Annotated in this window: 23 protein-coding genes; 7 read left to right on the top strand and 16 right to left on the bottom strand. The window is 74.2% G+C overall.

Going from position 1 to position 24,439, the window contains the following annotated elements; all coding sequences use genetic code 11:
- Positions 1 to 182: 182 nt before the first annotated feature.
- Positions 183 to 1,442, bottom strand: coding sequence for an NAD(P)-binding domain-containing protein (locus tag ACFY0I_RS19765; RefSeq protein WP_388897617.1), 1,260 nt, complete (start codon positions 1,440 to 1,442; stop codon positions 183 to 185).
- 73 nt (positions 1,443 to 1,515) lie between these two features.
- A complete protein-coding gene (locus ACFY0I_RS19760; protein WP_388897188.1) occupies positions 1,516 to 3,072 on the bottom strand; it encodes an ATP-grasp domain-containing protein in 1,557 nt (518 codons plus the stop codon).
- A gap of 150 nt (positions 3,073 to 3,222) precedes the next feature.
- Between ACFY0I_RS19760 and ACFY0I_RS19755 the strand changes: the two genes are divergently transcribed.
- Positions 3,223 to 4,824: a glycosyl hydrolase gene (locus tag ACFY0I_RS19755; protein ID WP_388897185.1), complete on the top strand. Its 1,602-nt coding sequence runs from the start codon at positions 3,223 to 3,225 to the stop codon at positions 4,822 to 4,824.
- A 41-nt stretch (positions 4,825 to 4,865) separates the two neighbouring features.
- Here the strand turns inward: ACFY0I_RS19755 and ACFY0I_RS19750 are convergent, their stop codons facing one another.
- From ACFY0I_RS19750 to ACFY0I_RS19710, 9 genes are all read right to left on the bottom strand, one after another.
- Entirely contained in the window at positions 4,866 to 6,008 is a 1,143-nt protein-coding gene (locus ACFY0I_RS19750) for a GNAT family N-acetyltransferase (protein WP_388897182.1), read from the bottom strand.
- On the bottom strand, positions 6,005 to 6,712 hold the full coding sequence (locus ACFY0I_RS19745) for a lipopolysaccharide biosynthesis protein (protein ID WP_388897179.1): 708 nt from the start codon (positions 6,710 to 6,712) through the stop codon (positions 6,005 to 6,007). The genes ACFY0I_RS19750 and ACFY0I_RS19745 overlap by 4 nt, the downstream gene beginning before the upstream one ends.
- Before the next feature lie 74 nt (positions 6,713 to 6,786).
- Positions 6,787 to 8,013 carry a glycosyltransferase gene (locus ACFY0I_RS19740; protein WP_388897176.1) on the bottom strand — a complete coding sequence of 409 codons (1,227 nt, stop codon included), beginning with the start codon at positions 8,011 to 8,013 and terminating at the stop codon, positions 6,787 to 6,789.
- On the bottom strand, positions 8,010 to 8,786 hold the full coding sequence (locus ACFY0I_RS19735) for a polysaccharide deacetylase family protein (RefSeq protein WP_388897173.1): 777 nt from the start codon (positions 8,784 to 8,786) through the stop codon (positions 8,010 to 8,012). Before ACFY0I_RS19735 ends, ACFY0I_RS19740 begins: the two co-directional genes overlap by 4 nt.
- Positions 8,776 to 10,563 carry a murein biosynthesis integral membrane protein MurJ gene (murJ, locus tag ACFY0I_RS19730; RefSeq protein ID WP_388897614.1) on the bottom strand — a complete coding sequence of 596 codons (1,788 nt, stop codon included), beginning with the start codon at positions 10,561 to 10,563 and terminating at the stop codon, positions 8,776 to 8,778. Before murJ ends, ACFY0I_RS19735 begins: the two co-directional genes overlap by 11 nt.
- Before the next feature lie 323 nt (positions 10,564 to 10,886).
- The gene (locus ACFY0I_RS19725) at positions 10,887 to 12,254 is read right to left on the bottom strand and encodes an O-antigen ligase family protein (protein ID WP_388897171.1); all 1,368 of its coding nucleotides are present in this window, start codon (positions 12,252 to 12,254) and stop codon (positions 10,887 to 10,889) included.
- Between the two features lie 2 nt (positions 12,255 to 12,256).
- Positions 12,257 to 13,789: an exopolysaccharide biosynthesis polyprenyl glycosylphosphotransferase gene (locus ACFY0I_RS19720; protein ID WP_388897611.1), complete on the bottom strand. Its 1,533-nt coding sequence runs from the start codon at positions 13,787 to 13,789 to the stop codon at positions 12,257 to 12,259.
- Between the two features lie 2 nt (positions 13,790 to 13,791).
- The gene (locus ACFY0I_RS19715; RefSeq protein WP_388897608.1) at positions 13,792 to 14,940 is read right to left on the bottom strand and encodes a glycosyltransferase; all 1,149 of its coding nucleotides are present in this window, start codon (positions 14,938 to 14,940) and stop codon (positions 13,792 to 13,794) included.
- Positions 14,941 to 15,037: 97 nt separating this feature from the next.
- Entirely contained in the window at positions 15,038 to 16,213 is a 1,176-nt protein-coding gene (locus tag ACFY0I_RS19710) for a DUF3344 domain-containing protein (RefSeq protein WP_388897168.1), read from the bottom strand.
- Between the two features lie 281 nt (positions 16,214 to 16,494).
- Here ACFY0I_RS19710 and ACFY0I_RS19705 point away from each other — a divergent pair, with 281 nt between their 5' ends.
- The 4 genes from ACFY0I_RS19705 (at position 16,495) to ACFY0I_RS19690 (ending at position 19,202) form a co-directional block, all read left to right on the top strand.
- Positions 16,495 to 16,905, top strand: coding sequence for a rodlin (locus ACFY0I_RS19705; RefSeq protein ID WP_281209869.1), 411 nt, complete (start codon positions 16,495 to 16,497; stop codon positions 16,903 to 16,905).
- A 234-nt stretch (positions 16,906 to 17,139) separates the two neighbouring features.
- On the top strand, positions 17,140 to 17,373 hold the full coding sequence (locus ACFY0I_RS19700; RefSeq protein WP_388897165.1) for a chaplin: 234 nt from the start codon (positions 17,140 to 17,142) through the stop codon (positions 17,371 to 17,373).
- 121 nt (positions 17,374 to 17,494) lie between these two features.
- Positions 17,495 to 18,673, top strand: coding sequence for a chaplin (locus ACFY0I_RS19695; RefSeq protein ID WP_388897162.1), 1,179 nt, complete (start codon positions 17,495 to 17,497; stop codon positions 18,671 to 18,673).
- Positions 18,674 to 18,851: 178 nt separating this feature from the next.
- Positions 18,852 to 19,202, top strand: a complete 351-nt coding sequence (locus ACFY0I_RS19690) for a hypothetical protein (RefSeq protein WP_388897159.1) — start codon at positions 18,852 to 18,854, stop codon at positions 19,200 to 19,202.
- A 78-nt stretch (positions 19,203 to 19,280) separates the two neighbouring features.
- Here the strand turns inward: ACFY0I_RS19690 and ACFY0I_RS19685 are convergent, their stop codons facing one another.
- Positions 19,281 to 19,526, bottom strand: a complete 246-nt coding sequence (locus tag ACFY0I_RS19685; protein WP_281209865.1) for a chaplin — start codon at positions 19,524 to 19,526, stop codon at positions 19,281 to 19,283.
- Positions 19,527 to 19,653: 127 nt separating this feature from the next.
- Positions 19,654 to 20,160, bottom strand: a complete 507-nt coding sequence (locus ACFY0I_RS19680) for a hypothetical protein (RefSeq protein ID WP_388897157.1) — start codon at positions 20,158 to 20,160, stop codon at positions 19,654 to 19,656.
- A gap of 282 nt (positions 20,161 to 20,442) precedes the next feature.
- Here ACFY0I_RS19680 and ACFY0I_RS19675 point away from each other — a divergent pair, with 282 nt between their 5' ends.
- Positions 20,443 to 20,853, top strand: coding sequence for a rodlin (locus ACFY0I_RS19675; RefSeq protein ID WP_388897605.1), 411 nt, complete (start codon positions 20,443 to 20,445; stop codon positions 20,851 to 20,853).
- A 127-nt stretch (positions 20,854 to 20,980) separates the two neighbouring features.
- Here ACFY0I_RS19675 and ACFY0I_RS19670 read toward each other — a convergent pair whose 3' ends face one another.
- Positions 20,981 to 21,622 (bottom strand): vitamin K epoxide reductase family protein, encoded by a 642-nt coding sequence (locus ACFY0I_RS19670; RefSeq protein ID WP_388897155.1) that lies wholly within the window; start codon positions 21,620 to 21,622, stop codon positions 20,981 to 20,983.
- A gap of 192 nt (positions 21,623 to 21,814) precedes the next feature.
- Between ACFY0I_RS19670 and ACFY0I_RS19665 the strand changes: the two genes are divergently transcribed.
- Positions 21,815 to 22,588 (top strand): DUF6227 family protein, encoded by a 774-nt coding sequence (locus ACFY0I_RS19665; RefSeq protein WP_388897152.1) that lies wholly within the window; start codon positions 21,815 to 21,817, stop codon positions 22,586 to 22,588.
- 28 nt (positions 22,589 to 22,616) lie between these two features.
- Here ACFY0I_RS19665 and pfkB read toward each other — a convergent pair whose 3' ends face one another.
- Positions 22,617 to 23,567 (bottom strand): 1-phosphofructokinase, encoded by a 951-nt coding sequence (gene pfkB, locus ACFY0I_RS19660; protein WP_388897148.1) that lies wholly within the window; start codon positions 23,565 to 23,567, stop codon positions 22,617 to 22,619.
- The gene (locus tag ACFY0I_RS19655; protein WP_388897145.1) at positions 23,564 to 24,325 is read right to left on the bottom strand and encodes a DeoR/GlpR family DNA-binding transcription regulator; all 762 of its coding nucleotides are present in this window, start codon (positions 24,323 to 24,325) and stop codon (positions 23,564 to 23,566) included. The genes pfkB and ACFY0I_RS19655 overlap by 4 nt, the downstream gene beginning before the upstream one ends.
- Positions 24,326 to 24,439: the final 114 nt, after the last annotated feature.

The raw sequence follows: 24,439 nt of genomic DNA, 5'->3' as shown, positions 1-24,439 counted from the left end.
GTACCCCGGGGACCCGTACGCCGGACCCCCCTGAGCGGGTGCCCCGTACGGCCCGGACGGGGCCGGGCCGGCCGGGGGCTGTTCGCCGCGGCTGGCGGGGATGCGCACCCAGCCACGGCCGCCCTGTGCTCGCTCCGCTCCCATCGCGGACCCCTCTCAGGTGGATCTCGGCGCAGTTACGTCTACGGATGCCCGGCGGCGGCCCGGTCCGTCCGGGCGCCGCCCGTGGAGCCCGGCAGCGGACCCCGGGCGCCGAGGCGCTTGCGGACTCCTCTCACCAGTCTCCCCGCCGTGAACCCCGCACCGTGTACGAATCGCATGGAAGGGCCGAATGAGGGAGCGGTCAGCAGCCCCGCGAAGAACAGCCCGGGCCACGACGACTCGAAGCCGGCGCTCAGCTCCGGGGTACCGCCGTCCCCCACGGTCTCCAGCGCCGCCCCCAACCGGGCGTCGAGGAGTTCCAGCCGGCGCAGGTCCGGGGCGAACCCGGTCGCGGCGACGACGTGCGCCGTCTCCAGTACGACGGACTCCCCCGCGGCCGTGGTCAGCGCGAGCCGGGTCCGCCCGCCGTCCGCGACCGCCCCCAGCAGCCGGTGTCCCAGCAGCGCCGGCACCCGCCGCTCGAAGCGCTCCCGCAGCCACCAGGCCCCGGCGGGTCCCAGTGCCGTGGCCGCGATCCGCTCCCGCGTCGGCGCGGGCAGCCGGCGCACCGCCCAGGGCAGTTCCGACCACACCCAACTGCGCCAGCCCGTGCCGAGGCCGCTGTGGGGCTCGCGCAGGGCCCGCGCCAGCGGCCGCTCCAGGGGTTGCGGAACGGTGTTCCAGTTCAGCCGGGCCCGCCGGGCCACCAGCGTCGGCCGGGCTCCGGCCTCCGCGAGCAGCGCGGCGGTCTCCAGGGCGGCCTGCCCGGCACCGAGGACGGTGACGTCGAGCCCGGCGAACCGCGTCAGGTCACGGTGGTCACTGCTGTGCGAGACGTGCCCGGGCGGCAGCTCCCGCAGCGTGTCGGGGTACCGGGTGAAGGGCATCACGCCGACCGCCAGGGCCACCGTCCGGGCCAGCAGCGGGGGCCCCTCGGCGGTGCGGATCAGGAACCCCTCGCCCTGCGGGCTGACCTCGGTGACGGTCACCTCCTCCACCTCGGGCACGGCCCGCCCGGCGAACCAGAGACCGTACGCGCTGAACGTGCCGATCGGCAGCGGGCTGCCGTGGTCGGCGGCCACCCCCAGGCCCGCGCAGTATTCGGCCAGGCTGTGGCGGCCGCCGGGCGCGGAGAGGTTCGAGGACCAGGGCTCCGACTTGAGGTACATGCCCTCGGGCATGTGGTCCCGCCAGGAGGCCATGGGCCGCCCCAACACCCGCACACCGAGCCCGGCCGCCGCCGCGTGCGCGGCGATCGACAGCCCGTACGGTCCCGCGCCGACCACCACGAGGTCGTCCACCCGCGTCACGGCAGTTCCTCCGACTCGCTCGTCACCAACCCGGCCCGGCCGCCCTCGGGGACGGGGTCACCCGTCACCGGGTCACCAGCTCGTCCGGCTCCGCCGAGGCCTCGGGCGGGGCCGGTCGGGACGCCGCCGGGGGCTGCGCCCGCTGGCGGGGCGCCCGGACGGCCGCCCGGGCCGTGCGCCGACCCTGCCCGGGGACGCCCCGCAGGACGCGGACCCCCTTGCCCAGGCCCCGGCCCAGGAAGGCGCCGAGCATCGCCAGGAACGGCTGGAGGTCGTCGGCGGCGAACCAGGCCGGCTCCGTCCGCCCCCGCTCCCCCTTCGGCCTCGGCCGCGACGGTCCGGGCCCCGCCGCGCCACGGCCCCGTACGGGGCCCGCCGCGCGGGGCGCCGCCGGCGGCGGCACGTCCGACCGGCCCTCCGGCCGCCGCCCGCCCGGCAGCAGCGGCGGCTCGGTGGCCGCGACGGGTCCCTCCGCCGCGCCGCCGCCGGCAACGCCGCGCGGAGCGGTCGTGCCTGACGCCGCGCCACCCGCGCCGCCGCGACGCCACGGCAGCGAGCGCCCCCGTACGGCAGCGAGCAGCGCGTAGTTCTCCGCGACGAAGACCCGGCCCGGGCCGCCGACGGGCTCCGGCACCCGTTGACCCGTCAGGTCCAGGTACATCGCCTGGACCACGTCGAGCCCGGTGTCGTCGGTGAACAGCCTGAACTGGGCTCCGGGACGCGGGTTGAAGTCCACGAGCCGGAAGCAGCCCCGCTCGTCCCGACGGAAGTCGAGGTCGAGGATGCCCTGGTAGCCGAGCCGGTCGGCGAGCCGCAGGCCGGCCTCCTCCACCGCCGGGTCCGGCAGCCAGCGGCCCACCGCCGTCAGCCCCGTACGCACCGGCCAGGACAGCTCCTTGCGGCCCGACCCGGCGAGGAGCGGGTGCCCGCCCCGGGCGAAGGCGCCGTGGAAGAACCAGTCGGTGTCCGGGCCGGCCGGCAGGAACCGTTGCAGCAGCAGCCGGCTACCGGCCTCCGCGGACCGCTCGTACAGCCCCCGCGCCTCGGCGGTGGTGTGCACGAGGGTGGTGCTGCGCAGCCCGGTGCCCGCGGGCAGCAGCCACGGCCGGCTCCACTTCGCCACCACCGGCAGGCCGAGCCGCCAGCAGGCCTCCGCCGCCTCGGCCCCGCTCGCCGGGATCACGGTCTCCGGGTGCGGGACGTCCCAGCGCGCGCACAGCCGCGACAGCTCCGCCTTGTCGGCCACCCGCGCGGGCAGGTTGTCGGGCTGATGGGGCATCCGGAAACGGTCCGTCAGCAGCGTTGCCATCCGCGAGACCGCGATGGCGCTCAGGTCGTCCATCGCGATGAGCACGGCCGGCCGGCCGATCCGCTCCGACACCCGTACGAGGCACTTCCGCAACGCGTCCGGCGCCTCGGGGTCCAGCCCTCCGTCCGGCCCCGGGTGAGTGGCGCGCAGGTAGCGCGAACGCCCCATGGGGCCTCCCCCGGCCTCGACGACGGCATGGACCTCCACGCCCTTGCGCCCCAGCGATCTGACGGCGCCGAGGGTTCCGTGGTGGAACGGGTTCCGATCGAGTCTGAGCAGAACCGCGGGGACATGGTTGGCGAACGCGTGCATGGAAACGGTGTCTTTCACCTAGTCGGACCAAGCGGGATGGATGCGCACCTGCGAATGGCCTACGCAGCGGCCACCGGACAGGCCATTCGTCAGATCTGATGCCTAACGTCTTTGGTAAGCACACCGGTTCAGGAAAGCTCGGGAGACGCCATGCCCAGACCACGCCGCCGACTGGCGAGCACCTGCATCGGTACGGTCACGGCCGGACTGCTCGCCACGGGAGCCGCGCTGTCGGCACCCGAGGAGGAAGCGTCCAGGACCTCCGACGTCGCCATGGGCGCGTACCTCGACTTCGGGCCACCGGGGGTGGCCCGGATCCCGTCCCTGTCGCGCTGGCTGGGCGGCAAGGAGATCCGGGTCGGACACACCTATCTGCCCGGCGACGTGTGGGGCGGCATCGAGGGCAACGTCGGCTTCCTCGCGGACTGGGCGGCCTGGCGCAAGGCGCAGGCCGACCGGCTGTTCGTCCTGAACGTGCCCATGCAGGCACGCAACGAGAGCCGGATCCCCGACCGTCAGGTGGCCCAGTTGATCAGGGCCGGCGCGAACGGCGAGTACGACCAGCACTTCCGCAGGCTCGCCGAGCGGCTGGTGAACCTGGGCGTCCCGGACACGGTGATCGTGCTCGGCTGGGAGATGAACGGCACCACCTACACCCACCGCTGCGGGCCCGACCCGCAGAACTGGAAGGCGTACTGGAAGCGCGTCGTCAACACCATGCGCGCCGTCCCCGGCCAGGAGTTCAAGTTCGATTTCGCCCCCAACCGGGGCACGGACGCCATCGGCTGGACCAAGTGCTACCCGGGCGACGACTGGGTCGACATCATCGGCATGGATTCGTACGACCAGGCTCCCGGCCGGAACTTCGACGAGCAGATCACCCAGCCGTACGGGCTCCAGCAGCACGTCGACTTCGCGAAGGCACACGGCAAGGAGATCTCGTACCCGGAGTGGGGCCTGTTCCGCAACGGGGACAACCCGGAGTACATGCGGCGGATGCTGAAGTGGATCGAGCAGCACAAGCCGCTCTACCACACCATCACCGACTACTGCCCGCACGGCGTGTGGCAGTGCAAGGCCAACCCGGAGTCCTCCCGGGTGTTCCGCGAGGCCCTGACTCCGGACCTGCCCGGCCCGGTGATCCCGACGCCGGTGGTCCCCACCCCGGTGGTCCCGACCCCCGCGATCCCCACCCCGGTGGTCCCGACGCCCGCGATCCCGACCCCGCAGATCCCCACCCCCGCGGTCCCCACCCCGGCCGTCCCGACCCCGCAGATCCCCACACCGGCGGTCCCCACGCCCGCCGTCCCCTCGCCCGCCGTCCCCTCGCCGGAGGTACCCGTTCCGGTGCCGAGCCCCGAGGTGCCGACCCCGGTCCCGGGCCCCGTCGAGCCCACCCCGGTCGAGCCCACCCCGGCCGAGCCCACCCCCGTCGAGCCCACCCCCGTCGTCCCGAAGCCGGACGTCTCCGTGCCGCCGGTCGTCCCCCCGGCGCCCTCGCCGCAGGTCCCGGTACCGCCCGTGTTCCCGCCGGTGCCCTCCCCGGGGGTCTCCGTACCCGCGCCCCTGCCGGCGTCGCCGACGCCCAGCCCCTCGGTGCCCAAGCCGCAGCCGCCCAAGCCGCAGCCCAACAACAGCACCCAGTGGTGCGTACCGCTCAACTTCGGCGAGTGGCTGTCCAAGCTGGTCGGCAACCAGGCCGTCTGCTTCAACCTCAACTGGGGCAAGGACTCCTACGTCTGGCCCTTCTAGCCCCCGCCCCCGCCCCCCGCGCGGCGAGCGCACCGGCACGGTCACCGGACCCGGAGTTCGTTGATCCGGGCCCGCCAGTCCCGCGCGGCGGGCATCGCCTCGCGCAGCGCGTCCACCGCCCGCTCGCGCCCCGTCACCTGCGACTCGTGCAGTCGCAGCAGGGGCGCGAGCGCGGCCGTGGACATCAGGAACCGCTGGTTGACCACCGTTTCGGGGCGCCAGTGGTTCTTGTACGGTTCGCTGCCGCGCAGGAAGCTCACCACGGGCCGGCCGTCGGCGAGCGCCCGCCCGGTCTCGTAGCGCAGCAGCAGCGTCGCCACGTCCACCTTGCGCTCGCGCAGATCCGGATCGGCGCCGTACAGGTAGCCGCCGCTCAGCCCGGCGGACAGCAGCGTGACGTTCGCCGCCACCACCTTCCCGTCCAGCCGGAACTCGGTCAGCCGGCCCTCCCCGGCGCGCACCATCCGCCGGGTGGCCCGGGTCAGGTGCTCGGCGAACCGCGGCTTGAGGTGCTCGGGCGTCACCCCGCGCCCGCGCCACTGCTTCTCGTGCAGCCGCAGCAGGGTCCGTACGGCCTGCGGCACCTCCGGCTCGGTGACCTCGTGCTCCTCGATCCCGGCGGCGTCCGTCTTGCGGAGCTTGGCGCGCACCCGCTGGGCGCCGGAGGACGGCATCCGCTTCACCAGCTCGTCGAAGGGCAGCGCGGGCAGCTCCATGCAGGTGGAGTCGGCCAGCTTGCCGCGCGCCCCGGGCCACGCCTCGTACAGCGCCTCGGCGGCGGCACCCGGCCGCACCTCGCGCAGGTCGACGATCGCGCTGCGGGCGGCCCGGTGCAGCCCGCGGGCCAGCGCCGGGACGACCTGCTCGGCGTGCTCGGCGGCCACCAGCACGTCCGAGTGGTCGGTGATCCCGCCGCCGAGCGCCACCAGCCGCGGCAACGGCCGGTGCACGAGCATCAGCGCGGCCGCCCCGACCAGTTCCTCCCCCCGGCGCACGAGGACGGTCCGCAGCCGACCCTCCTTTCCGTACGACAGCCACCACGAGTGCAGCCAGGCGTGGCTCTGGAACGGGGTGGCGGAGGGGCAGCCGCGGAAGAGCCGGTTCCACGACTCTTCCAGGGCGGCGAACTGCCGGGGGTCGCGGCACAGCGTCACCGACAGGGCCCCGGTGGAGCCCTGCTTCATCGCGCGGACTCCTTCTCCTTGGTCTCGGTGTGCTCGCCCTGCGCGGGCAGGGAGGCGTACTCCTCGACGCTCGACTGCGTCGCCCCGTCGTCCGCACGCCGTGCGGGGCGTCCGGTCCGGGCGGGCCGCGCCAGCAGCCACAGGCCACCCAGCAGCCCGCCCGCGCACAGCCCGACGGCGCCACTGATCGGCGCGGACGGCGAGGCCGGGTCGGCGGGGGCGACGGCCTGGTTGAACAGGAGCAGCTGCACGCCGGTGTTCTTCGCCGCCTGATTGCTGCTCAGCGACAGCGCGTCGGCGACGGCGTTGGCGATGTCGGCGGCCTCGGCGGGACTCTTGGAGGTCCCGGTGATCGCGATCATCGGGGACTCGGGGGAGGTTTCCGCGCGCACCTGGGTGCGCAGCCGCTTGGCGTCGATGCCGGCGCGCGGCTGCGCGTAGGCGAGGGTGGAGCTGCTGGTGGCGATGCGGGCGTAGGCCTGGGCGAAGCCGAGCGCGGTCGCCGGTTCGGTGGTGTCGTCCGGGACGGCGACGACGTAGCTGGTGGCGGCGTACTCGGGTGCCTTGAGCACCCCGTACGCCCCGCCCGCGGCCATGCCGAGCAGGGCGCAGGCGGGCAACGGCCACCACGCGGGCGGGCGCGGGGCGCGGCGCTTCTTCTCCGAGCGGTGGTCGGACTTCTTCTGGTCGGCGGTCTCGGCCATGTGCGGTGCTCGCTTCCTGGGGGAGGGGAGTTCGACGGACCCGGCCGTTCCGCGGGCCGGGTGGTGATGCGGGGTCAGCCGTTGCCCGCGGGCGCGGAGCCCGGCGCGGCCGGACCCCGTCCCGCCGGGGTGGAGGGCGCGGGCAGCGGTGGGGCCGGCGTCCCGCCGGGGACCGGGGCGGCGAGCGCGAGGGCGTAGACGTCGAGCAGCCGGCTCGCGCTGCCGGCGATGTCGTAGCGGCGCACCACGGGCGGCGCCGGCAGCCGGCGGGCGCCGGCCTCCATGTGCCCGCGCAGCGCGGCGACCAGCTCCTCGGTGCCGGGCCCGATGCGGCGCGCGCCCGGCGCCTGGGCGGCAGGCAGGTCGTCGATGGCGGGGCAGGTGACGTGCAGGACGGGCAGTCCGGCGGCCAGCGCCTCGACGACGGCGAGCCCGAACGCCTCCTCCCGCGAGGGCGACACGAAGACGTCCATGGCGGCCAGCAGGGCGGGGATGCCGGGGGTGCGCCCGTCGGCGCTGTCGCCCAGCGGGTCCCGCTCCCCGAGCAGGTGGATCCGGCTCTGGGCGCCCAGTTCGGCGGCGAGGGCCCGCAGCGCGGCCCGCTCCGGCCCGTCGCCGGCGAGCAGCAGGTGCGCGCCGGGCAGGGCCGCGACGGCCCGGACGAGGACGTCGAACCGCTTGCCCGGCACCAGCCGGCCGACCCCGCCGATGACGAAGGCCCGTTCGGGCAGTCCGGTCCGGGCCCGGGTGGCCCGCCGGACGCCCTCGTCGAAGCGGAAGCGGGCGGCCTCGATGCCGTTCGGTACGACGTGGATGCGGGGCGCCGGCACCCCCCACCCCTCCAGCCGGGCGGCGACCGTGTCCGAGACGGCGACGGTGGCCGCGCCGAGCCGTTCGCTGGCCAGGTACAGGGCCCGGACGCCGCCGGACAGCGGCCTGCCCTCGATCTCGGCGTCGCCGAGGGAGTGTTCGGTGGCGACGGTGGCGCCGACGCCCGCGAGCCGGGCCGCGAGCCGCCCGTAGACGCAGGCCCGGTACAGGTGGGTGTGGACGAGGTCGTAGCGCCCGCGCCGGATGAACCTCACCAGCCGGGGCAGGGCGCCCAGGTCCCGGTTGCCGGTCATTCCGAGGTGCACGACGCGGACCCCGTCGGCGCGCAGCCCCTCGGCGACCGGGCCGGGGTTGGTCAGCGTCAGTACGTCGCACCGCATCGGCATGTGCCGCAGGAGGAGGCGCAGTTGCTGCTCGGCCCCGCCGACGCCGAGCCCGGTGATGATGTGCAGTGCCTTGACCTCGTTCACGGGAGCACCACCCGGCGCAGTTCGGCCACGCGGTGGCGGAGCTGCTTGATCCACAGTCGGGCGGCGCCGTCGGCCTGGCTGACGTGGGTGCGCGGCATGGCGTGCGGGCCGACGAGCCGGCCGGGGGCGATGCCGCAGGCGTACGCGTAGCCGGCGGCCCGGGTCGCGGCGGTGACGCGGGCGTCGAGGTGCCCGTACGGGTGGCAGAACCCTTCGGGGAGGGTGCCGGTCAGCTCGCGCAGCAGGTCGCGGCTGCCCCGCAGTTCCTGCTGGAGGACGTCGTCGGGGGCGGCGGTGAGGTCCTGGTGGAGCAGTCCGTGGGAGCCGATCTCGATCCCGGCGGCGGCGACTTCGCGGATGCCCTCGGCGGTGAGCAGCGCCTTGCGCGGGCCGAGCGGGTCCCAGACGTTGTCGACGCCGAGCCGGCCGGGGAGCACGAACAGGGTGGCGGTGCAGTCGTGCCGGCGCAGCAGCGGCAGGGCCGAGGTCAGGAAGTCGGTGTACCCGTCGTCGAAGGTGAGCCCGACGAGCCCGCGGCCGCGTCCGGCGGCGCGGGCCCGCAGCAGTTCGCCGACGGACACCCCGCGCAGCCGGCGGGCGCGCAGCCACAGCAGCTGCGCCTCCAGGGCGGCGGGGGTGACGGTGATGCCGTACGGGTCCTCGGCGGGGTCGGTGAACTCGGCGACCGAGTGGTACATCAGGACCCACGGCGACGCGGCGCGGCGGGCGGGGACCACCGCGGCGGCGGGCGCCGTGTCGGTGTCAGCGGACATTGCGGAACCTCTGGGTGAGCTGGGAGGTGAGCTGGGCGAGCTGGGCGGGCAGGACGGTGACTTCTAGGGCCCGTATGGCCATGCCGGTCGCCCCGAACATGGCCGGGACCAGCAGGCACCCGAGGGCGGCGCTGAGCAGCGGGTCGGGGATCATCGGCCCGGCGAGCCAGCCGGTGCCGCAGGCGGCGACGGCGGCGACCGCGAGCCGGCCGATGCTGACGGCGACCCGGCGGACCTGGATGGCGATGATCCGGGAGCCGAGTCCGGTGAGCAGCAGGACGGCGGTGGTGGAGATGCCGGCGGCGTTGGCGGCGGCGATGCCCCAGGTGCCCCACCAGCCGACGGCGAAGGCTCCGGCGACGACGTTGACGAGGAGCCCGGCGCCCATCGCGAGCGCCGGGAACCAGGTGGGCCGGGCGGTCGAGAAGAAGGGCCGGGACAGGGCGCCGACGAGGCAGTGGCCGAGGAGCCCGAGGCCGTAGACCCGCATGACGGAGGCGGTGGCGAGGGTGTCCTGGTGGGTGAACGCGCCGCGTTCGAAGAGGACCTGGATGATCTGCGGGGCGTAGCCGATGACCAGGGCGGTGCCCATCAGGACGGCGAGCGAGGCCAGGGCGAGGTCGCGTTCCACCCGGCGCCGGGCCTTCTCCCGTTCCCCGCCGGCCATGGCCTGGGCGACGACGGGGAAGGTGACGGTGCAGATCATCAGGGACAGCACCATCGGCATCTGCGCGACCTTCTGCGCGTAGTTGAGGTGCGAGATGGCGCCCGAGGGCAGCGAGGCGGCCAGGAAGCGTTCGACGAGGACCTGGGACTGGCGGAACACCGCGAAGAAGATGACGGGCGCGATGACGCCGAAGGCGATGAGGGTGGGCCGGTCCCGGTCGCGCTGGCTGCGCGGGGCGGACCTGACACGACGCGGGCCGAAGCCCACGTTCCGGATGAACGCGGGCAGTTGGACGAGGACCATCAGCAGGCCGCCGACGGCGACCCCGGCGGCGGCGGCCCGTACCCCCCACAAGGTGTGCAGGGCGACCATCACGGCGATGATCCCGACGTTGTACGCGACGTAGATCGCGGCGGGCGGCAGGAAGGACCGGTGGGCCCGCAGGGCGGCGCTGAAGTACCCGGCGATGCCGAAGGAGACCACGGTGAGCGCGGTCAGCCGGGTGCACTCGACGGCGAGCCCGGGGTCGGGCAGGCCGGGCGCGAGCGCCCCGACGACGAGCGGCGCGGCCACGACGAGGACGGAGGCCACGGCCACGAGGAGCACCAGGAGCCGCGGCAGGGTCGCTCCGACGAGGAGCCGTACGGGGTCCTGCGTGCGGGCCTCGCGGCGCGTCAGGCCGGCGCGGGCGGCGGCCCTGCGGGCCAAGGCGTGGCTGAAGGCGGGCACCATGAGCAGCGCCATGGCGTCCTCGATGAGCAGCGTCGAGGCCATTTCGGGCACGGTCCAGGCGATCAGGAAGGCATCGCTGTCGTGTCCGGCGCCGAAGAGGTGGGCGATGGTCTGGTCGCGCACGAGCCCGAAGACGGCCCCGGCGGCGGTGAGCCCGGCGGTGACCGCGGCTGCCTTGGCGAGGAACCGGCCGAGCGGCGCGGCCGCGGCCGGCCCGCCCCCGGAGGAGCCCGATCCGGATCCGGATCCGCCCGGCCCGCCCCCGGCTGCCGCCGTACCGCCGCCGGCGCCCGAGCCGCCGTCCGTACGTGGGCCGGCCGCGCGGGCCGGTACCGCCGCGGCCCCCGCGCCGCCGCCCCGGCCCGTACGGGCGAACACGGGCCTGCGGGGTGCGGGCGGGGCGCCGTCGTGCTCGGGGCCCGCCGCGGCGCGGGCCGTGCCGGGCGCGGGGTCGGGGTCGGCGGCCCCGCTCCCGTCCCGGGTTCCGCCCCCGGCTCCCGCTCCCGCCCCGGCGGCGGAGAGCACCGGACCGCGGGCCGGTCCGCCGCGCGGTGCCCCGGCGACGAAGCCGGGGTCGGGCGCGGCGAACCCGGGTTCGGGGAGCGGGCCGGCGGGGACCGGCGCCGGGCGCGACGGACGGCCCGCGGTCGCGGCGACTTCGGTCGCCGCGACCGCGGGCCGCCGCCAGGGCGTCGTGTCGGTCACCGGGTGGCCGGTCCCTCGGGGCGCGCGCCCCCGGAGCCCGGTGCCCACCGGTCCCCGGGGGAGGGCAGCGCCCACCAGGCGGCGAGTCCGATGATCACTCCGGTCAGGACGGTGGAGGGGCCGCCGATGTCGGCGTAGAGGAAGTCGGTCAACTGCCAGACGAGGAGCCCGAGCGCGACGAGCCCGCAGTCGCGGATCCCGCGCCCGCTCGCGTACCGGCGCAGACCCGCGACGAGCAGCACCGCCCAGCCGCCCACGAGGGCGGTGAGCCCGATCAGTCCCTGTTCGCTGAGGATCAGCAGGTACATGTTGTGCGGGGACAGCAGCGGTTGGCGCAGGTACGCCTGCCCGGCGCCGGCGGTGTCGCTGCCCGAGGACAGGCCGAGCGAGGAGTGTCCGTCGCGGTGGGCGGGGAACCCCTTGAGGCCCACGCCCGCGGCCGGTCGCTCCCGCCACATCGACCCGGCCGCCGCCCACATCGTGTAGCGGTCGGTCACCGACTGGTCGGGGGCGCTGGAGACCTGGGTGATCGAGGTCAGCCGCTCGGCCACCATCTCGGAGCCGACGCCCAGTCCCCCGACGAGGACCACCGCGGCGGCGCCCAGCGCCATCAGCACCTTCAGCGCCCGCCGGATCCCGGCGAGCAGCATCACCAGCACGGCCGCGCCGAGGGTGGCGATCCAGGCGCCCCGGCTGAACGACAGCACCAGCGGCACCACGAGCACCAGCGCGCAGGCCCCGGCGATCCGCCGGATCCGGGGCGCGAGCCCCGGCGCGAGCGCGGCGGCGGTCGCCACGACCAGCCCGTACGCGACCACCGTGGCCATGCCCATGACGTCGCCCGGGCCGAAGGTGCCCACGGCGCGGATGTCCTCGCCCTGGTAGGAGGCACCGGTGTGGGTCGCGTACTGCACGACCCCCACCGCGCCCTGGACCAGCGCGAGGACCACGAAGCACCCGGCGGCCAGCCTGAACTCGCGCGCGTCGCGCACCAGCAGCACCACCGCCGCCGGCACCAGCACGAAGACCTGGAGGTAGCGGACGAAGCCGGGCAGGGCGGCGTACGGGTCACCGGCGGTCACCGTCGCCACGGCCAGCCCGACCGCCGGCAGCCCGAGGACGAGCACGCCCAACGGGCTCAGCGCCCGCACCCGGCCCCGCAGCGCCTGCACCCCGCAGACCAGGGCCAGGAGCAGCGAGGCGGCGTCGGCGGGGCCGACCTTTCCGGAGGCGGTCGCGTCCCCGGCTGGCAGGGGCGCGAGGAGGAACAGCACGGTCGCGGCGAGCGGCAGCAACGGCCAGTGCCGGCGCAGCGTACCCGGCAGCCCGGGAAGGCGGAACGCGGCGGATGCGGCGAGGCTCATGCTCAACTCCCTCCCAGCCGGAAGCGGAAGAAGGAGGCCGCGGTCCGGGCGAGGATCCACAGGTCCTGCCACAGCGACCAGGTGTCGATGTAGTGGTTGTCGAAGCGGGCCCGGTCCTCGATGGAGGTGTCCCCGCGCAGGCCGTTGATCTGCGCGAGACCGGTGATCCCGACGGGCATCCGGTGGCGGGCCTCGTAGCCCGGGTGGATGCTGCTGAACTTGGCGACGAAGAACGGTCGTTCGGGGCGCGGTCCGACCAGGCTCATGTCACCCCGTACGACGTTCCACAGCTGCGGGAGTTCGTCCAGCGACGACTTGCGCAGGAAGGAGCCGACGGGGCTCATGCCGCGGTCGCCGGCGACCGTCCAGCGGGTCGCGGCCTCGTGCTCGTCGGCGCGCAGGGTGCGGAACTTCAGCAGGGTGAAGGGGCGCCCGTACAGGCCGACCCGCTCCTGACGGAAGATCACGCCGGGTCCGTCGGCGAGCCGTACGGCCAGCGCGCACGCGCCCATGACGGGGGCCGCGGCCAGCAGGGCCAGGGCGGCGAGGGAGGAGTCGATGCCCCGCTTGACGAAGCGCTCCAACGGCCGGGAGGGGCGCGGCAGCAGCGGCTGCACGGCGTACCCCCACAGCTGGTCGGCGGGCTGCGCGACCCGCATACCGGTGACCTTGGCGGTGCCGGCCGGGTCGGCGAGCCAGAGCCGGCAGCCGTGGTCGTGGAAGAGCCGGACCAGGGAGGCGGTCCGCTCGTCGGCCTCGGGAGGCCGGGTGAACACGGCGTGCCGCACGGAGTTCTGGATGACGGCGCGGCGGATGTCCTCGTGGGTGGCGAGCAGCGGCAGCTGCCCGCCCTGCCCGTCGGCGGCGGGCGTGGTGTCGGCGATGCCGACGGGCCGCAGCCCGTACTCGGGGCGGCCGTGCAGGGCGGCGGCTACCGCGCCGGCGCCCTCGCCGGGGCCGACGACGAGCGCGGAGAGCGGCCTGCGCACGGCGGAGCGGCGGTGCAGCTGGTTGACGAATCCGCGTCCCGCGCAGGCCAGCAGGGCCTGGAGGCAGACGGCGCCGAGCAGGGCGCTCCAGCCCAGCGCGTGCCCCGGCAGGGCGGCGGCGAGGACGGCGGCGGCCGCGCACCACAGCACGGCGGCCCGCCCGAGCAGCGCGGGCAGTTCGAACAGGGCGGAGGGCGCGAGCCGGGGCCGGTAGAGGCCGGCCTGCGCGTGCAGGGCGGTGTACGCGGCGGCGAGCAGGACGACGGCGGGCGCGCCCGCACCGGGCGGCAGCGCCGATGCCGGTAGGGCCGCCGCGGCGGCCGCGACGGCCAGCGCGTCCACGGTCAGCAGCGGGCCGACCCCGTCGCGGCGGCGGACCCGCTGCGGACGCAGGACGGGCCGGGCCCGCTCGGCCCGGGGCCCCCGAGGGGGGTGGATCGCCGTCACGGAGCGGCGGGCTTCCGCCGGCGGCGCGGGCGCGAAGGCGCTGCCGCCGGCCGGCCCCGTACCGCCCTGCCCGCCGTGCCGGGCGGGTGCGCTGTCCATCGTCATCGGCTGATGCGCTCCTGGTTCGAGGGCCGGGGCCTGCCCAGCAGTTCGTGGTACAGGCCGGTGACCGCGTCCGCGGTCCGCCGCACGTCGAAGTCGGTCCGGGCGTGCTGCCGGGCCTGCTCACCGAGTTCGGCGAGCAGCCGCGGTTCGGCGAGCAGCCGCCCCAGGGCCTTGGCCAGGGCCGTCGGGTCCTCCGGCGGCACCAGGCAGAGCCGTCCCTGGCCGGAGGGCAGGCTCTCCCGCGCACCGCTGACGTCGGAGACCAGGACCGGTCGACCACAGGCCATGGCTTCGAGCGGAGCGAGCGCCATTCCTTCCCACCGCGACGGCAGTACAACGAGATCGGCGGCCCGAAGCCACGGTCGGATGTCCGCGGCGGCCCCCGCGAAGAACACACCGGGCGGTGCCGTGCGGCGCAGCCGCTCGCCGTCCGGACCGTCCCCGACCAGCGCCAGCCGGGCCTCGGGAACGGCTCCGAGCACCTCCGGCCAGGCCCGGATCAGGATGTCCTGGCCCTTCTGCGGGCAGAGCCGGCCGACGCAGACGGCGAGCGGCCGCTCGCCCCGTAGTCCGTCGGGCAGCGGGAGCCCGGCGCGGGCCTCGGCCCGGTCGAGCCCGGGGTCGGGCCGACCGGGTCGGAAGTGGTCGAGGTCGACGCCGTTGCGGATCACCGACCAGCGGCCGGCGATGCCCTCGGACTCCCCCTCCCGGCGCTCGGATTCGCTGACGCAGAGCACCCGGTCGGCCCAGCGGGCGCCGAAGCGTTCCCAGCGCAGCGCGAGCGCGGCGGTGGCGCCGCCGACGGCGTCGAAGGACCAGGCGTGCGGCTGGAACACCGTGGGCAGGGAGCCCCGTACGGCGAGCCGGCCGGCGAGTCCCGCCTTGGCGCTGTGGGCGTGCAGCAGGTCGGGCCGGACCCGGCGGACCAGCCGGGCGGCGCCGAGCACCTCGGCGGGCAGGCCGGGGCCGGGGGCCCGCCCGGCGCGCCAGGGGAGCACCTCGGCCCCGGCGTCCCGGGCGTCGTCGGCGAGCCGCCCGCCGGGCGGGCACCCGACGACGACGCGCAGCCCGCCGGCGGCCTGGGCCCGTACGAGGTCGGTGACCACCCGGGCCACGCCGCCGTCCACGGGCTGCACGAGGTGCAGGACGGTGAAGCCGGCTCCGGAAGGTGCCGGTGAGGGCTGTGAGGGCTGTGAGGGCTGCGCTGATGGATGTGTCGGCACGTGGAGTGGACTCCTGCGTTCAGCGGCGCGCGTCTGTCTGAACGAAGAGCACACCGAGGAATTGACCCTGACTTTCGCCTGTGAACTTGAAGCTCAGGCTGCGGGCACCACCGGACAGCGCGGGACCGAGATCGAACACGTCCGCGTCATATCCGAGATTGTTAATATGTTCGGGCTGTCGCACGAACGAGGGACGTCCGAATTCCGTGATGGTGGAATTCATAACATCATTAAAAGGATTTTCTGCATCACTGAGGCTGATCCGACGACCACTGTCGGCGGTCACCGTGAGTGAGTCCCCCAGTGTCCCGCGGTCCCCGTCGTACGCGACCACCCCGGCCCGCCCCGCGGAACCGGCCGCCGCGTCGAGCCCGGTGATCTCCACCGTCTCCCCGGCCGCCTCGCCGCCACCGGCCACCAGCCCCTCGAAGCCGTCCCACAGCGAGATCCGACGCAGCGGCTCCTGCGGGTGCTCGTAGGCGACCACCAGCGTCCACCCGCCCCAGGCACCCACGTCCGAGTGCCCCATGGCGATGTTCAGTTGGGCGACGGTCCACAGACCGGCGCCGCCCTTGCGCACGAGCGGGGTCACGTCGGCCGAGGCCTGGTAGGCGTCACTGCCGGCGTCCGTGCGGTGCCCGATCACGGTGTCGGCCAGGACCGCCTTGTACGCGCCCCCCGGCTCGGCGACCAGCACCCGACCGTTGTCCTGCGGCGGCTTCTGCTCCCCCACCCGCAGGTTCCCGCCCCAGTAGAGCCGGGCGTACGAAACCTTCGCGCCCTGCGGGACCTTGAGCTCGGCGCGGGTGGAGTTGTAGGTGTCCGGGTCCTTGTCGACCTCGCTGTAGAACATCTCGAAGTCGCTGTTGACCCCGGCCGCACCCCGCTTGACCTCGGCACACGGCTCCGCCTGCGGGGACTCCTCCTTGCGGCAGCTGATGCCCGAGTTCGAAGCCCGGACGAGCCCGCCGTGCTGGACGGCTTGATAACGCTGCGTGAACGGAACCCGCGGCAATTCGCGCGGCCCGGCCGGTTCCGCCGCCTGCACCGCAGGGGCGTGGGCGGAAAGTGCGAGGCAGGACAGCAGGCCGAGTGTGCCGAGGATTCTGCGGGGTGAACCCATGTCCCTGTCTCCATTTTCGATCAAGGGGACAAAACAGGAGTGAACTTTGTCAGAAATCAGGCTGGAAATCACGTCGGACTCGCTCGTACGGCCTTTTGGGCGACGGCACACACCCTCGAAGTGGGCGGGTCGTTAAGGCCGCGCACCCCCGTGCGGACGGATAGCGAAAATCACCACGAAAGTCGGGCCCGACCCGCCCCGCGCCCCCTCCGGGAACCCGCGCGGGAACGCCTGATCGTCAACCTTCCGATCCGAAACGTCGGCATCCGGGTGAATCGACGCAACCCGGGCCGGGGCAGGGCCGTTGATCCGGGTGCTCCAGTACCGGGCAATCCTGCAAAAAAGGGACGAAAATGATCAAGAAGTTTGTGGCTGGCGCAGCGGTTGCCGCCTCCGTCGTGGGTCTGGGTGCCGCGATGGCCCCGCAGGCGATGGCGATCGGGAACGACAACGGCATCAACACCGTGAACGGCAACGGCGCCTCGCAGATCTACGGCAACCAGGCCACGTACGGCAACATGAGCCCGCAGATGGCGCTCATCCAGGGCTCGTTCAACAAGCCCTGCATCGCCCTGCCCGCCAAGGCCAACGTGCAGTCGGTCCTCGCCCTGGTCAACGTCGGCGTCCAGGACATCCCGGTCCTGTCCAGCCCGCAGAACCAGCAGTGCACCGAGAACTCGACCCAGGCCAAGGGCGACGAGGCCCTCTCGCACATCCTGGACAACATCCCGATCCTCTCGGGCAACGTCTCCTCCGGCAGCTGACCCCCCTCAGCCCCGCCCCGGCGAGGCCGTCGCACCCCTCGGGTCGCGACGGCCTCGCCGCGTATAGGACCTCTCGAATTCCGGACCGAATCCGTTCGGAATTCCGTACGTGAACCCCGGGGGCATCGGAGTGAATTGCCCGGCCGCCCCCGAAAATCTCCGGTTTCTTTTCCCGGAGCCGCTCGTTGTTGTTTTTGCAGTGGATACGCCTCTGCGGGAAAGGATCGAAATCAAATGACGTACAAGAAGGCAGTGGTGCTGGCCGCCGGCGCGCTGATGGCCGCTGGTGTCGCCTCCCCCGCCATGGCCGACGCGGGTGCCCACGGCGTGGCCGCCGGCTCCCCCGGCGTCCTCTCCGGCAACCTCCTCCAGGTCCCGGTGCACGTCCCGGTCAACGTCTGCGGCAACACCGTCAACGTGATCGCGCTGCTGAACCCGGCGTTCGGCAACACCTGCGTCAACGCCTGACGAAGCACCTGCGCCCGTGAGGGCGAACCTCCTCGGGGTGGCCCCGGAGTGCACGGCGGTGCACTCCGGGGCCACCTTCGATTCAGCACCGGCCCCAGCGCCGGTAGACAGGGAAGGACCCATGCGACAGGTACTGAGCCGACAGGTACTGGGCAAGGGGATGCTCACGGCGGCGGCCGCGTCCAGCCTGCTGTCGATCGCGACCGGCGCGGCCCACGCGCATCCCGGGTCGACGGCCGAGGCCTCGCATTCGCCGGGTGTGCTGTCCGGCAACAGCGTCTCGGTACCGATCACCTTCGCCCCGAACGTGTGCGGCAACAGCGTGGACGGGGGCGCCGCCCTCAACCCCGCGATGGGCAACACCTGCGCCACGACCACCGGCTCCGGCGTCGACCACGACTACGAGCGCTACCTCAGCCCCGAGCACGCCGAAGCCTTCGAGCGCTACCTCGACGAACGCCCCGGCGGCCGGCACGCGCTGCCCTCGCAGCGCCAGGAGGAGGAACGCGGCTACGAGGAACCCCGCGCGCACCTCCCCCGGCACGCGGCGCCCCGCCACGAGGAGCCGTCCCACCACGGTCACGACGACGGTGGCTACGGAGGCCCGGGCGAGCAGCAGCCGCAGGAGGAGTGCGACGACCACCCCACGGGTCCCCCGCCGCACGCCGAGCAGCCGGTCCCCCACCCGGCGCCGCCCGCGCCCCACCACCCCGCGCCGCTGCCGGAGCCCGCGCCGGTGCCGGTCGCGGAGTACCCGGCGCCGCTGCCCGCTCCGGCGCCCGTCCCGGTGCCCGAGGTCCCGCCGCTCCCCGAGCCGCAGCCCGTACCGCTCCCGGCGCCCGAGCCCGTCCCGGGGCCCGTCCAGGAGGTACCGCAGCCGCAGCCCGAGCCGCAGCCCCACACGCTCCCGGCGCCGTTGCCCGCCCCCGCGCCGCCCGCCGCGCAGGAGCCGCCCGAGACGCGGCCGCCGCACGGCAGCCTGCCCGTGAGGCCCGCTCCGGCGCCCGTCCCGGTGCCGGAGAGCGTCCGTCCCGGCGACCAGCCCCCGGCCGCCCCCGGCGGTGACGCCCCCGCGCCGCTGCCTCCCGTACCGGCCCCGGCGCCCGCTCCCGGGCCCGTCCCGGCCGCGGAGGTCCCGTCCGCCCCGGCGCCGGCCGCCCCCGCCTTCCCCGCGCCGGCCCACGCGGCGGCGCCGGAGCTGGCCGCCACCGGAGCCGGGCAGCCGGCGGCCGCGGCGGCGCTCGCCTCGGCCCTGATCCTGGGCGGCGCGATCCTGTACCGGAGGTCCCGGATCTCCTGACCGGGAATACCGGTAATCAGAAGAAATATCGGCCGGAGAATCCCTCGTCGGATTCTCCGGCCGTTGCCGTGCTCCGAAGCCCGGCGTTTCCGTAGCGGCCGGTAATCGTTACCCAGGGCGAAAGCGGCGCGACGGTCGCCGCTGACGTCTCCGCCCACGAAAGACGAGGATTTCGATAATGAAGCTCAAGCAGGTCGCCGCTGTCGTCGCCGGCTCCCTCGCCGCCCTCGGCGCCGCGACCCCCGCCTTCGCCACCGAGACCCCGGCGTCGATGCCCCCCATGAGCGCGACGAGCGGGCTGTCCGACGCGCTGAACGCCGTCGGCCCCGTCACCGAGGCGCTCCCCCAGACGGTGGGCAACGGTCTCGCCGAGCAGGGCGAGAGCGTCGACAAGGTCTTCGGCACCGTCCAGAAGGTCAACGAGGCCCGCAACAACCTCCCCGGCCAGGTGCTGGAGGTCGCGAACGTCGCCCCCCAGGCGTCCCCGGAGCTCCTCGGCGGTGTGAAGCTCAACGGCGGCGCCCACTGAACTGCCGCCGACATGACGGTGGGCGCCCCCGGCGAGGCCGGGGGCGCCCACAGTCACGTGTGCAGACTGCGACGAACGTCAGTCGTTGACGCAGACGTTGCCGAACGCCGGGTTCAGCAGACCGATCACGTTCACGGAGTTGCCGCAGACGTTGACCGGGACGTGGACCGGAACCTGAGCCAGGTTGCCCGAGAGGACACCGGGGGAACCCACGGCCGCGCCCTCGGCCGACGAGTCGGCGACGGCGGAGCCGGCGGCACCGGCCGCGGCGAGACCAGCGGTGGCCAGGACCAGGGCGGCCTTCTTGGCAGCAGCAGAGTTCATGGGAAGTGCACCTTCTGTTCGATGTCCTGCCCCGATGCCGGGGCTCACACCGAGCGAAACGGTCCACCGTCCCGGACGACACGGCTGCGGAACCGATCAGACCTGTTCAGCCCATTAGTCGTAACTGCTAGTGGATCGGAATGTCGGGGATCGCCGGAATCGCCGGGATCGCGGGGGTGAGGCCGCTCGTCGGGGGCACGGCCGGGTTGGCCACGGGCAGCTGCGGAACCTGGACCGGCGGCAGGCTCGGGACCGCGGGGACGCTCGGGACCGTGGGAAGGCCCGGGACCGCGGGGACGCCGGGGATCGCCGGGATCTCCGGGAGGGCGGGGAGCGTCGGCAGCTTGATCTCCGGCAGGGTCACGCCGGGCAGCAGCGCCTGGAGCGACTTGAGGAGGTCCGACAGGGTCGTGCCGATGCCGGCGAGGAGGTCGTCGATCGGGCCGGCCGCCGCGCGCGACTCCAGCCCCTCAAGGTTTTCCAGCTGCTCCTGCACGGCCTCCACCTTCTTGGTGAGGGCGGCCGAACCCTCGCCGTCCGCGGCGACCGCGGGGGCGACCGCGCCGGACAGTATGACGACGGCGAGGACCGACGGGACGAGGACGCGGAGGCGGGACGGCTTGGTGCGCTGCATGGAGGTTCCTTCGGAAGTGGACGTTCAGAAGCGGACCCGAGCGATCCGCCTCCTTACCCACCGTGCGAACACCTTCTACGGACCGCAACCGGACGGAGGACGCCCGGGTGGAACCGGTGGCTGCGTACGGGCTTCGCGCACGCGTCCGGAGCGGCCTCACCCGCTTCGGCGAATGGCGCCGCACGAACGGGCCGTTTGAGTGAAGGAGCGGAACCAACCCCGCGAGCGGGAGTTGTCCAGGGAGCTCCGCTAACGGGCACTCGTGCGACAAAAGGACCAATGATGCTCAAGAAGATCATGACTGCTGCCGCGGTCTCCGCCGTTGCCATCGGCGCCGGCGCTGCGGCCGCGGCTCCGGCCATGGCCATCGGCAACGACAACGGGATCAACACCGTCAACGGCAACGGCGCCTCCCAGGTCTACGGCAACCAGAAGACCCACGGCGACCAGAGCCCGCAGCTCGGCCTGGTCCAGGGCACGCTCAACAAGCCCTGCATCGGTCTGCCGGCGAAGGTCAACGCCCAGTCGATCCTGGCCCTGATCAACGTGGGCGTCCAGGACATCAACGTCCTGTCCAACCCGCAGAACCAGCAGTGCGCCGAGAACTCCACCCAGGCCAAGGGTGACGAGCCGCTCTCGCACATCCTCAGCAACATCCCGGTCCTCTCGGGCAACGGCTCCATCGGCAGCTGAACACCGCCCCCTCCGGCCGGGCCCCCGGTGCCCGTGGAGCAGGGGGTGCCCCGCTCGTGACGGGGTGGTGAGGGAGCCCCGGCAGCTTGCGGCTGCCGGGGCTCCCGTGCGTGAGGGGCGGGATCCGTCAGCCGGTCCAGAAGTCCCACCACCGGGTCAGGACCAGCATGGCGATCACCCCGATGTGCAGGGCCGGCGGCGCCCAGCCGAACTCGGCGAAGAAGACCCGTACCGGCGCGGGCGCGGGCAGGTGCCCGGCGCGGACGTTGTGCGCGGTGACGGCCCAGAACATCAGCAGCGTCGCCACCCAGGCCAGGCTGCACCACAGGCACAGGGCGTTGATCTCGTAGAGCGACTGGACCATCAGCCAGGCGCAGAAGACGGTGCCGAAGAGGGTTCCCGCGTTCAGTCCCAGCCAGAACCAGCCGCGGTGGCGGGCGCCGGCGAGGAGACCCGCGCCCACGCAGATCACGACGGCGTAGCCGACCAGACCCAGCATCGGGTTGGGGAAGCCGAAGACGGCCGCTTGGTCGCTCTTCATGACGCTGCCGCAGGAGACCACGGGGTTCAGGCTGCAGGCGGGCTTGAAGTCCGGGTCCTCCAACAGGAGGAACTTGTCCAGGGTGATGACCCAGGAGGCCAACAGCCCCGCGGCGCCGGTGAGCACCAGCAGCCATGGCAGCCCCTTCGGGGCCGGTGGCGGTTCGTCCTCGTGTCGACCGCCGGGCAGTCCCTGCTGACGGGGGACGCCCACTGTATTCGTTGCCATGGCACCCATAGTCCCCCGCAGTTGCACAGAGCGACCCGAATCATGCCTATACAGCAGGAAGTTGACCTGAAGGTGTGGCGGGAACCCCTGATACTTCCCGGACGTTTTACCGAACCCCGGACGTGATGTCAGAACCAGGGGCTACGTTGAGCGTCTGCGAAGTGACAACCTGCGACGGCCTGGAGACCCACCTTGAGCGATCCGTACGAGACAACCGAGGCGCACCTCGAGCGACTCCTCGGCCGCGCACTCAACTCCTTCGATCTGCCGGACCTGTTGGTGGAGCGTCTGGGTACCGCGCTCGCCCACAGCTCTTCGCTGTACACCACCCACCACAGCCCGGCGGCGGGTCTGTGGCGGGAGACGCACCGGCACACCTACTTGTTGGCCGACGGCGGTTCGGCGTCCCTGTGGGAGCTCGCCTACCGGCTGAGGGGTGACCGCGGCACCCGCTGCGAGGTGTTCGCGAGCAAGGCGGAGCTCGGCCTCGCGGTGACCGCGCTGTTCGGTGAGGCGCCCGCGGAATCGGTGCTGGATCCGTCGCCGGCGGGCGGCCTCGACGGCGACCGGGAGGACGACCTCTCCGTGCTGAGCGCCCTGTTCGCGGCGTCGACGCCGCAGGAGCGCAACCGCGAGTACGCGATGGAGGAGTCCGCGGACCACGCCCGTCGGGTGCTGCGGCGCGCGGAGAACCTCGACCGTCCCGGTGAGGCGGTGGCGGCGCTGCTGCGGTCGGCGTACGGGCACCGGATCACGCAGGCGTTCGGGGGCCGGCAGTGCCTCGCCGACGGGCGGGACGCCGGGTTCAGCCTGTACGAGCACGCGTTCGTGCTGCTGGACGGCAGCGAACTCAGCCTGTGGGAGGTCGAGCACACGGCCACGCCGGACGGCCGGCACATGTGCGAGGTCTACGAGAGCGAGGCCGTCGCGCGCGGGGCCATGGAGGTCCGCGCCCGGGTGCGCTGACGCTCCCCGCCCGGGCGGGGAGCGTGGGTCAGAAGCCGGCGCATCCGGTCAGCGGGAGGTCCAGGGGCGGGTCCGCGGTGACGCGGACCTCCGCCGGGCGCAGGTCCGCGGGAGTGGGCATGGCGCTGCCGGGCAGTTGTACGGCCGCCGCCCCGTGGGCCAGGGCGCAGGCGAGCGCGGCGGGGCCGGCGCCGCCCGCGATGAGGAACCCGGCCAGGGCCGCGTCGCCCGCGCCGACGTCGCTGCGGACGGTGGTGACGGGCGCGGTGCCGTGGAAGGCGCCCTCCGCGCAGACGAGGAGTTGTCCGTCGGCGCCGAGGGAGGCCAGGACGGATCCGGCGCCGAGCGAGCGCAGTTCCTCGGCCGCCTTGACGACGTCGCCGAGGGTGGGCAGCGGGCGGCCGACGGCTTCGGCCAGTTCCGCCGCGTTGGGCTTGATCACGTCGGGGCGGGCGGGGAGCGCCGCGAGGAGGGCCGGGCCGGAGGTGTCGAGGGCGACGCGGGCTCCGCCCTCGTGCGCCCGGGCGACGAGTTCGGCGTACCAGTCGGGGCCGGGGCCGCCGGGCAGACTGCCGCAGCAGGCGATCCAGTCCGCCTCGGCGGAGCAGGCGCGCACCGTTTCCAGCAGCAGGGCCGACTCGTCGGGCAGCAGCTCCGGGCCGGGTGCGTTGATCTTCGTGAGGGTGCCGTCCGGTTCGGCGACGGAGATGTTCGTGCGGGTCCGGCCGGCGATGGAGACCGCGGTGACGTCCACGCCCTGCGCGCCGAGCAGTTCGGCGAGCAGTATGCCGGGACTGCCGCCGAGCGGGAGGACCGCCGTCGTGGGGACGCCGGCGGCGGCGACGGCGCGCGAGACGTTGACCCCCTTGCCGCCCGGGTCGACCCGGTCGCCGGTGGCGCGCAGGACCGTACCGCGCTCCAGCGAGGGGACCTCGTACGTCCGGTCCAGGGAGGGGTTGGGGGTGACGGTGACGATCATACGAGTTCGACTTCCGTACCGGCGGCTTCGATCGCCGCCTTGTGGGCCGGGGCGAGCCCGGTGTCGGTGATGAGGAGGTCCACGTCCGCGAAGGTGCCGAAGCGGGCGAAGTGTTCCTGGCCGGCCTTCGCGGAGTCGGCCAGCAGCACGACCCGGCGGGCGGCGGCGATCGCCGCCCGCTTGACGGCACCCTCGGCCAGGTCGGGCGTGGTCAGGCCCGCTTCGGGGGTGAAGCCGTTCGTGGCGAGGAAGAGGACGTCCGCGCGGACCTCGGCGTAGGCGCGCAGCGCCCAGGCGTCGACGGCGGCCCGGGTGCGGTGGCGCACGCGGCCCCCGACGAGGTGCAGGTCGATGCCGGTGTGGTCGGCGAGCCGGGCGGCGACGGGCAGCGCGTGGGTGACGACGGTCAGCGCGTGGTCGACCGGGATGCGCGCGGCGAGCCGGGCGACGGTGCTGCCGGCGTCGAGGATGATGCCGGCGCCGTCGGGAATCCACAGGAGGGCGGCGGCCGCGATGCGGTCCTTCTCGTCGGCGGCGGTGGCCTCGCGTTCGGTGAGGTCGGGCTCGAAGTCGAGGCGGCCGGACGGGATGGCGCCGCCGTGGACGCGGCGGATCAGGCCGGCCCGGTCCAGGGCCGTCAAATCGCGGCGCACGGTCTCGGCGGTGACCTGGAAGCGTTCGGCCAGGGAGAGCACGTCCACGCGTCCGGCCTCGCGGGCCAGGCGCAGGATCTCCTGCTGGCGCTCGGGTGCGTACATGTGGCTTTGGGTCCGTCCTGTGCCCGAATCTGTGGTTTCACCCTTACGGTACGCCTACAGAACCGGAGAAGCAAAGCAAAACGGACACGCCCGCCCACAGGGGCGGACATGTCC

The organism is Streptomyces sp. NPDC001568 (assembly GCF_042893755.1).
Lineage (GTDB): Bacteria > Actinomycetota > Actinomycetes > Streptomycetales > Streptomycetaceae > Streptomyces.
Note: the sequence above shows the minus strand (reverse complement) of the source record. Positions and strands in the feature narration are given on the sequence as shown.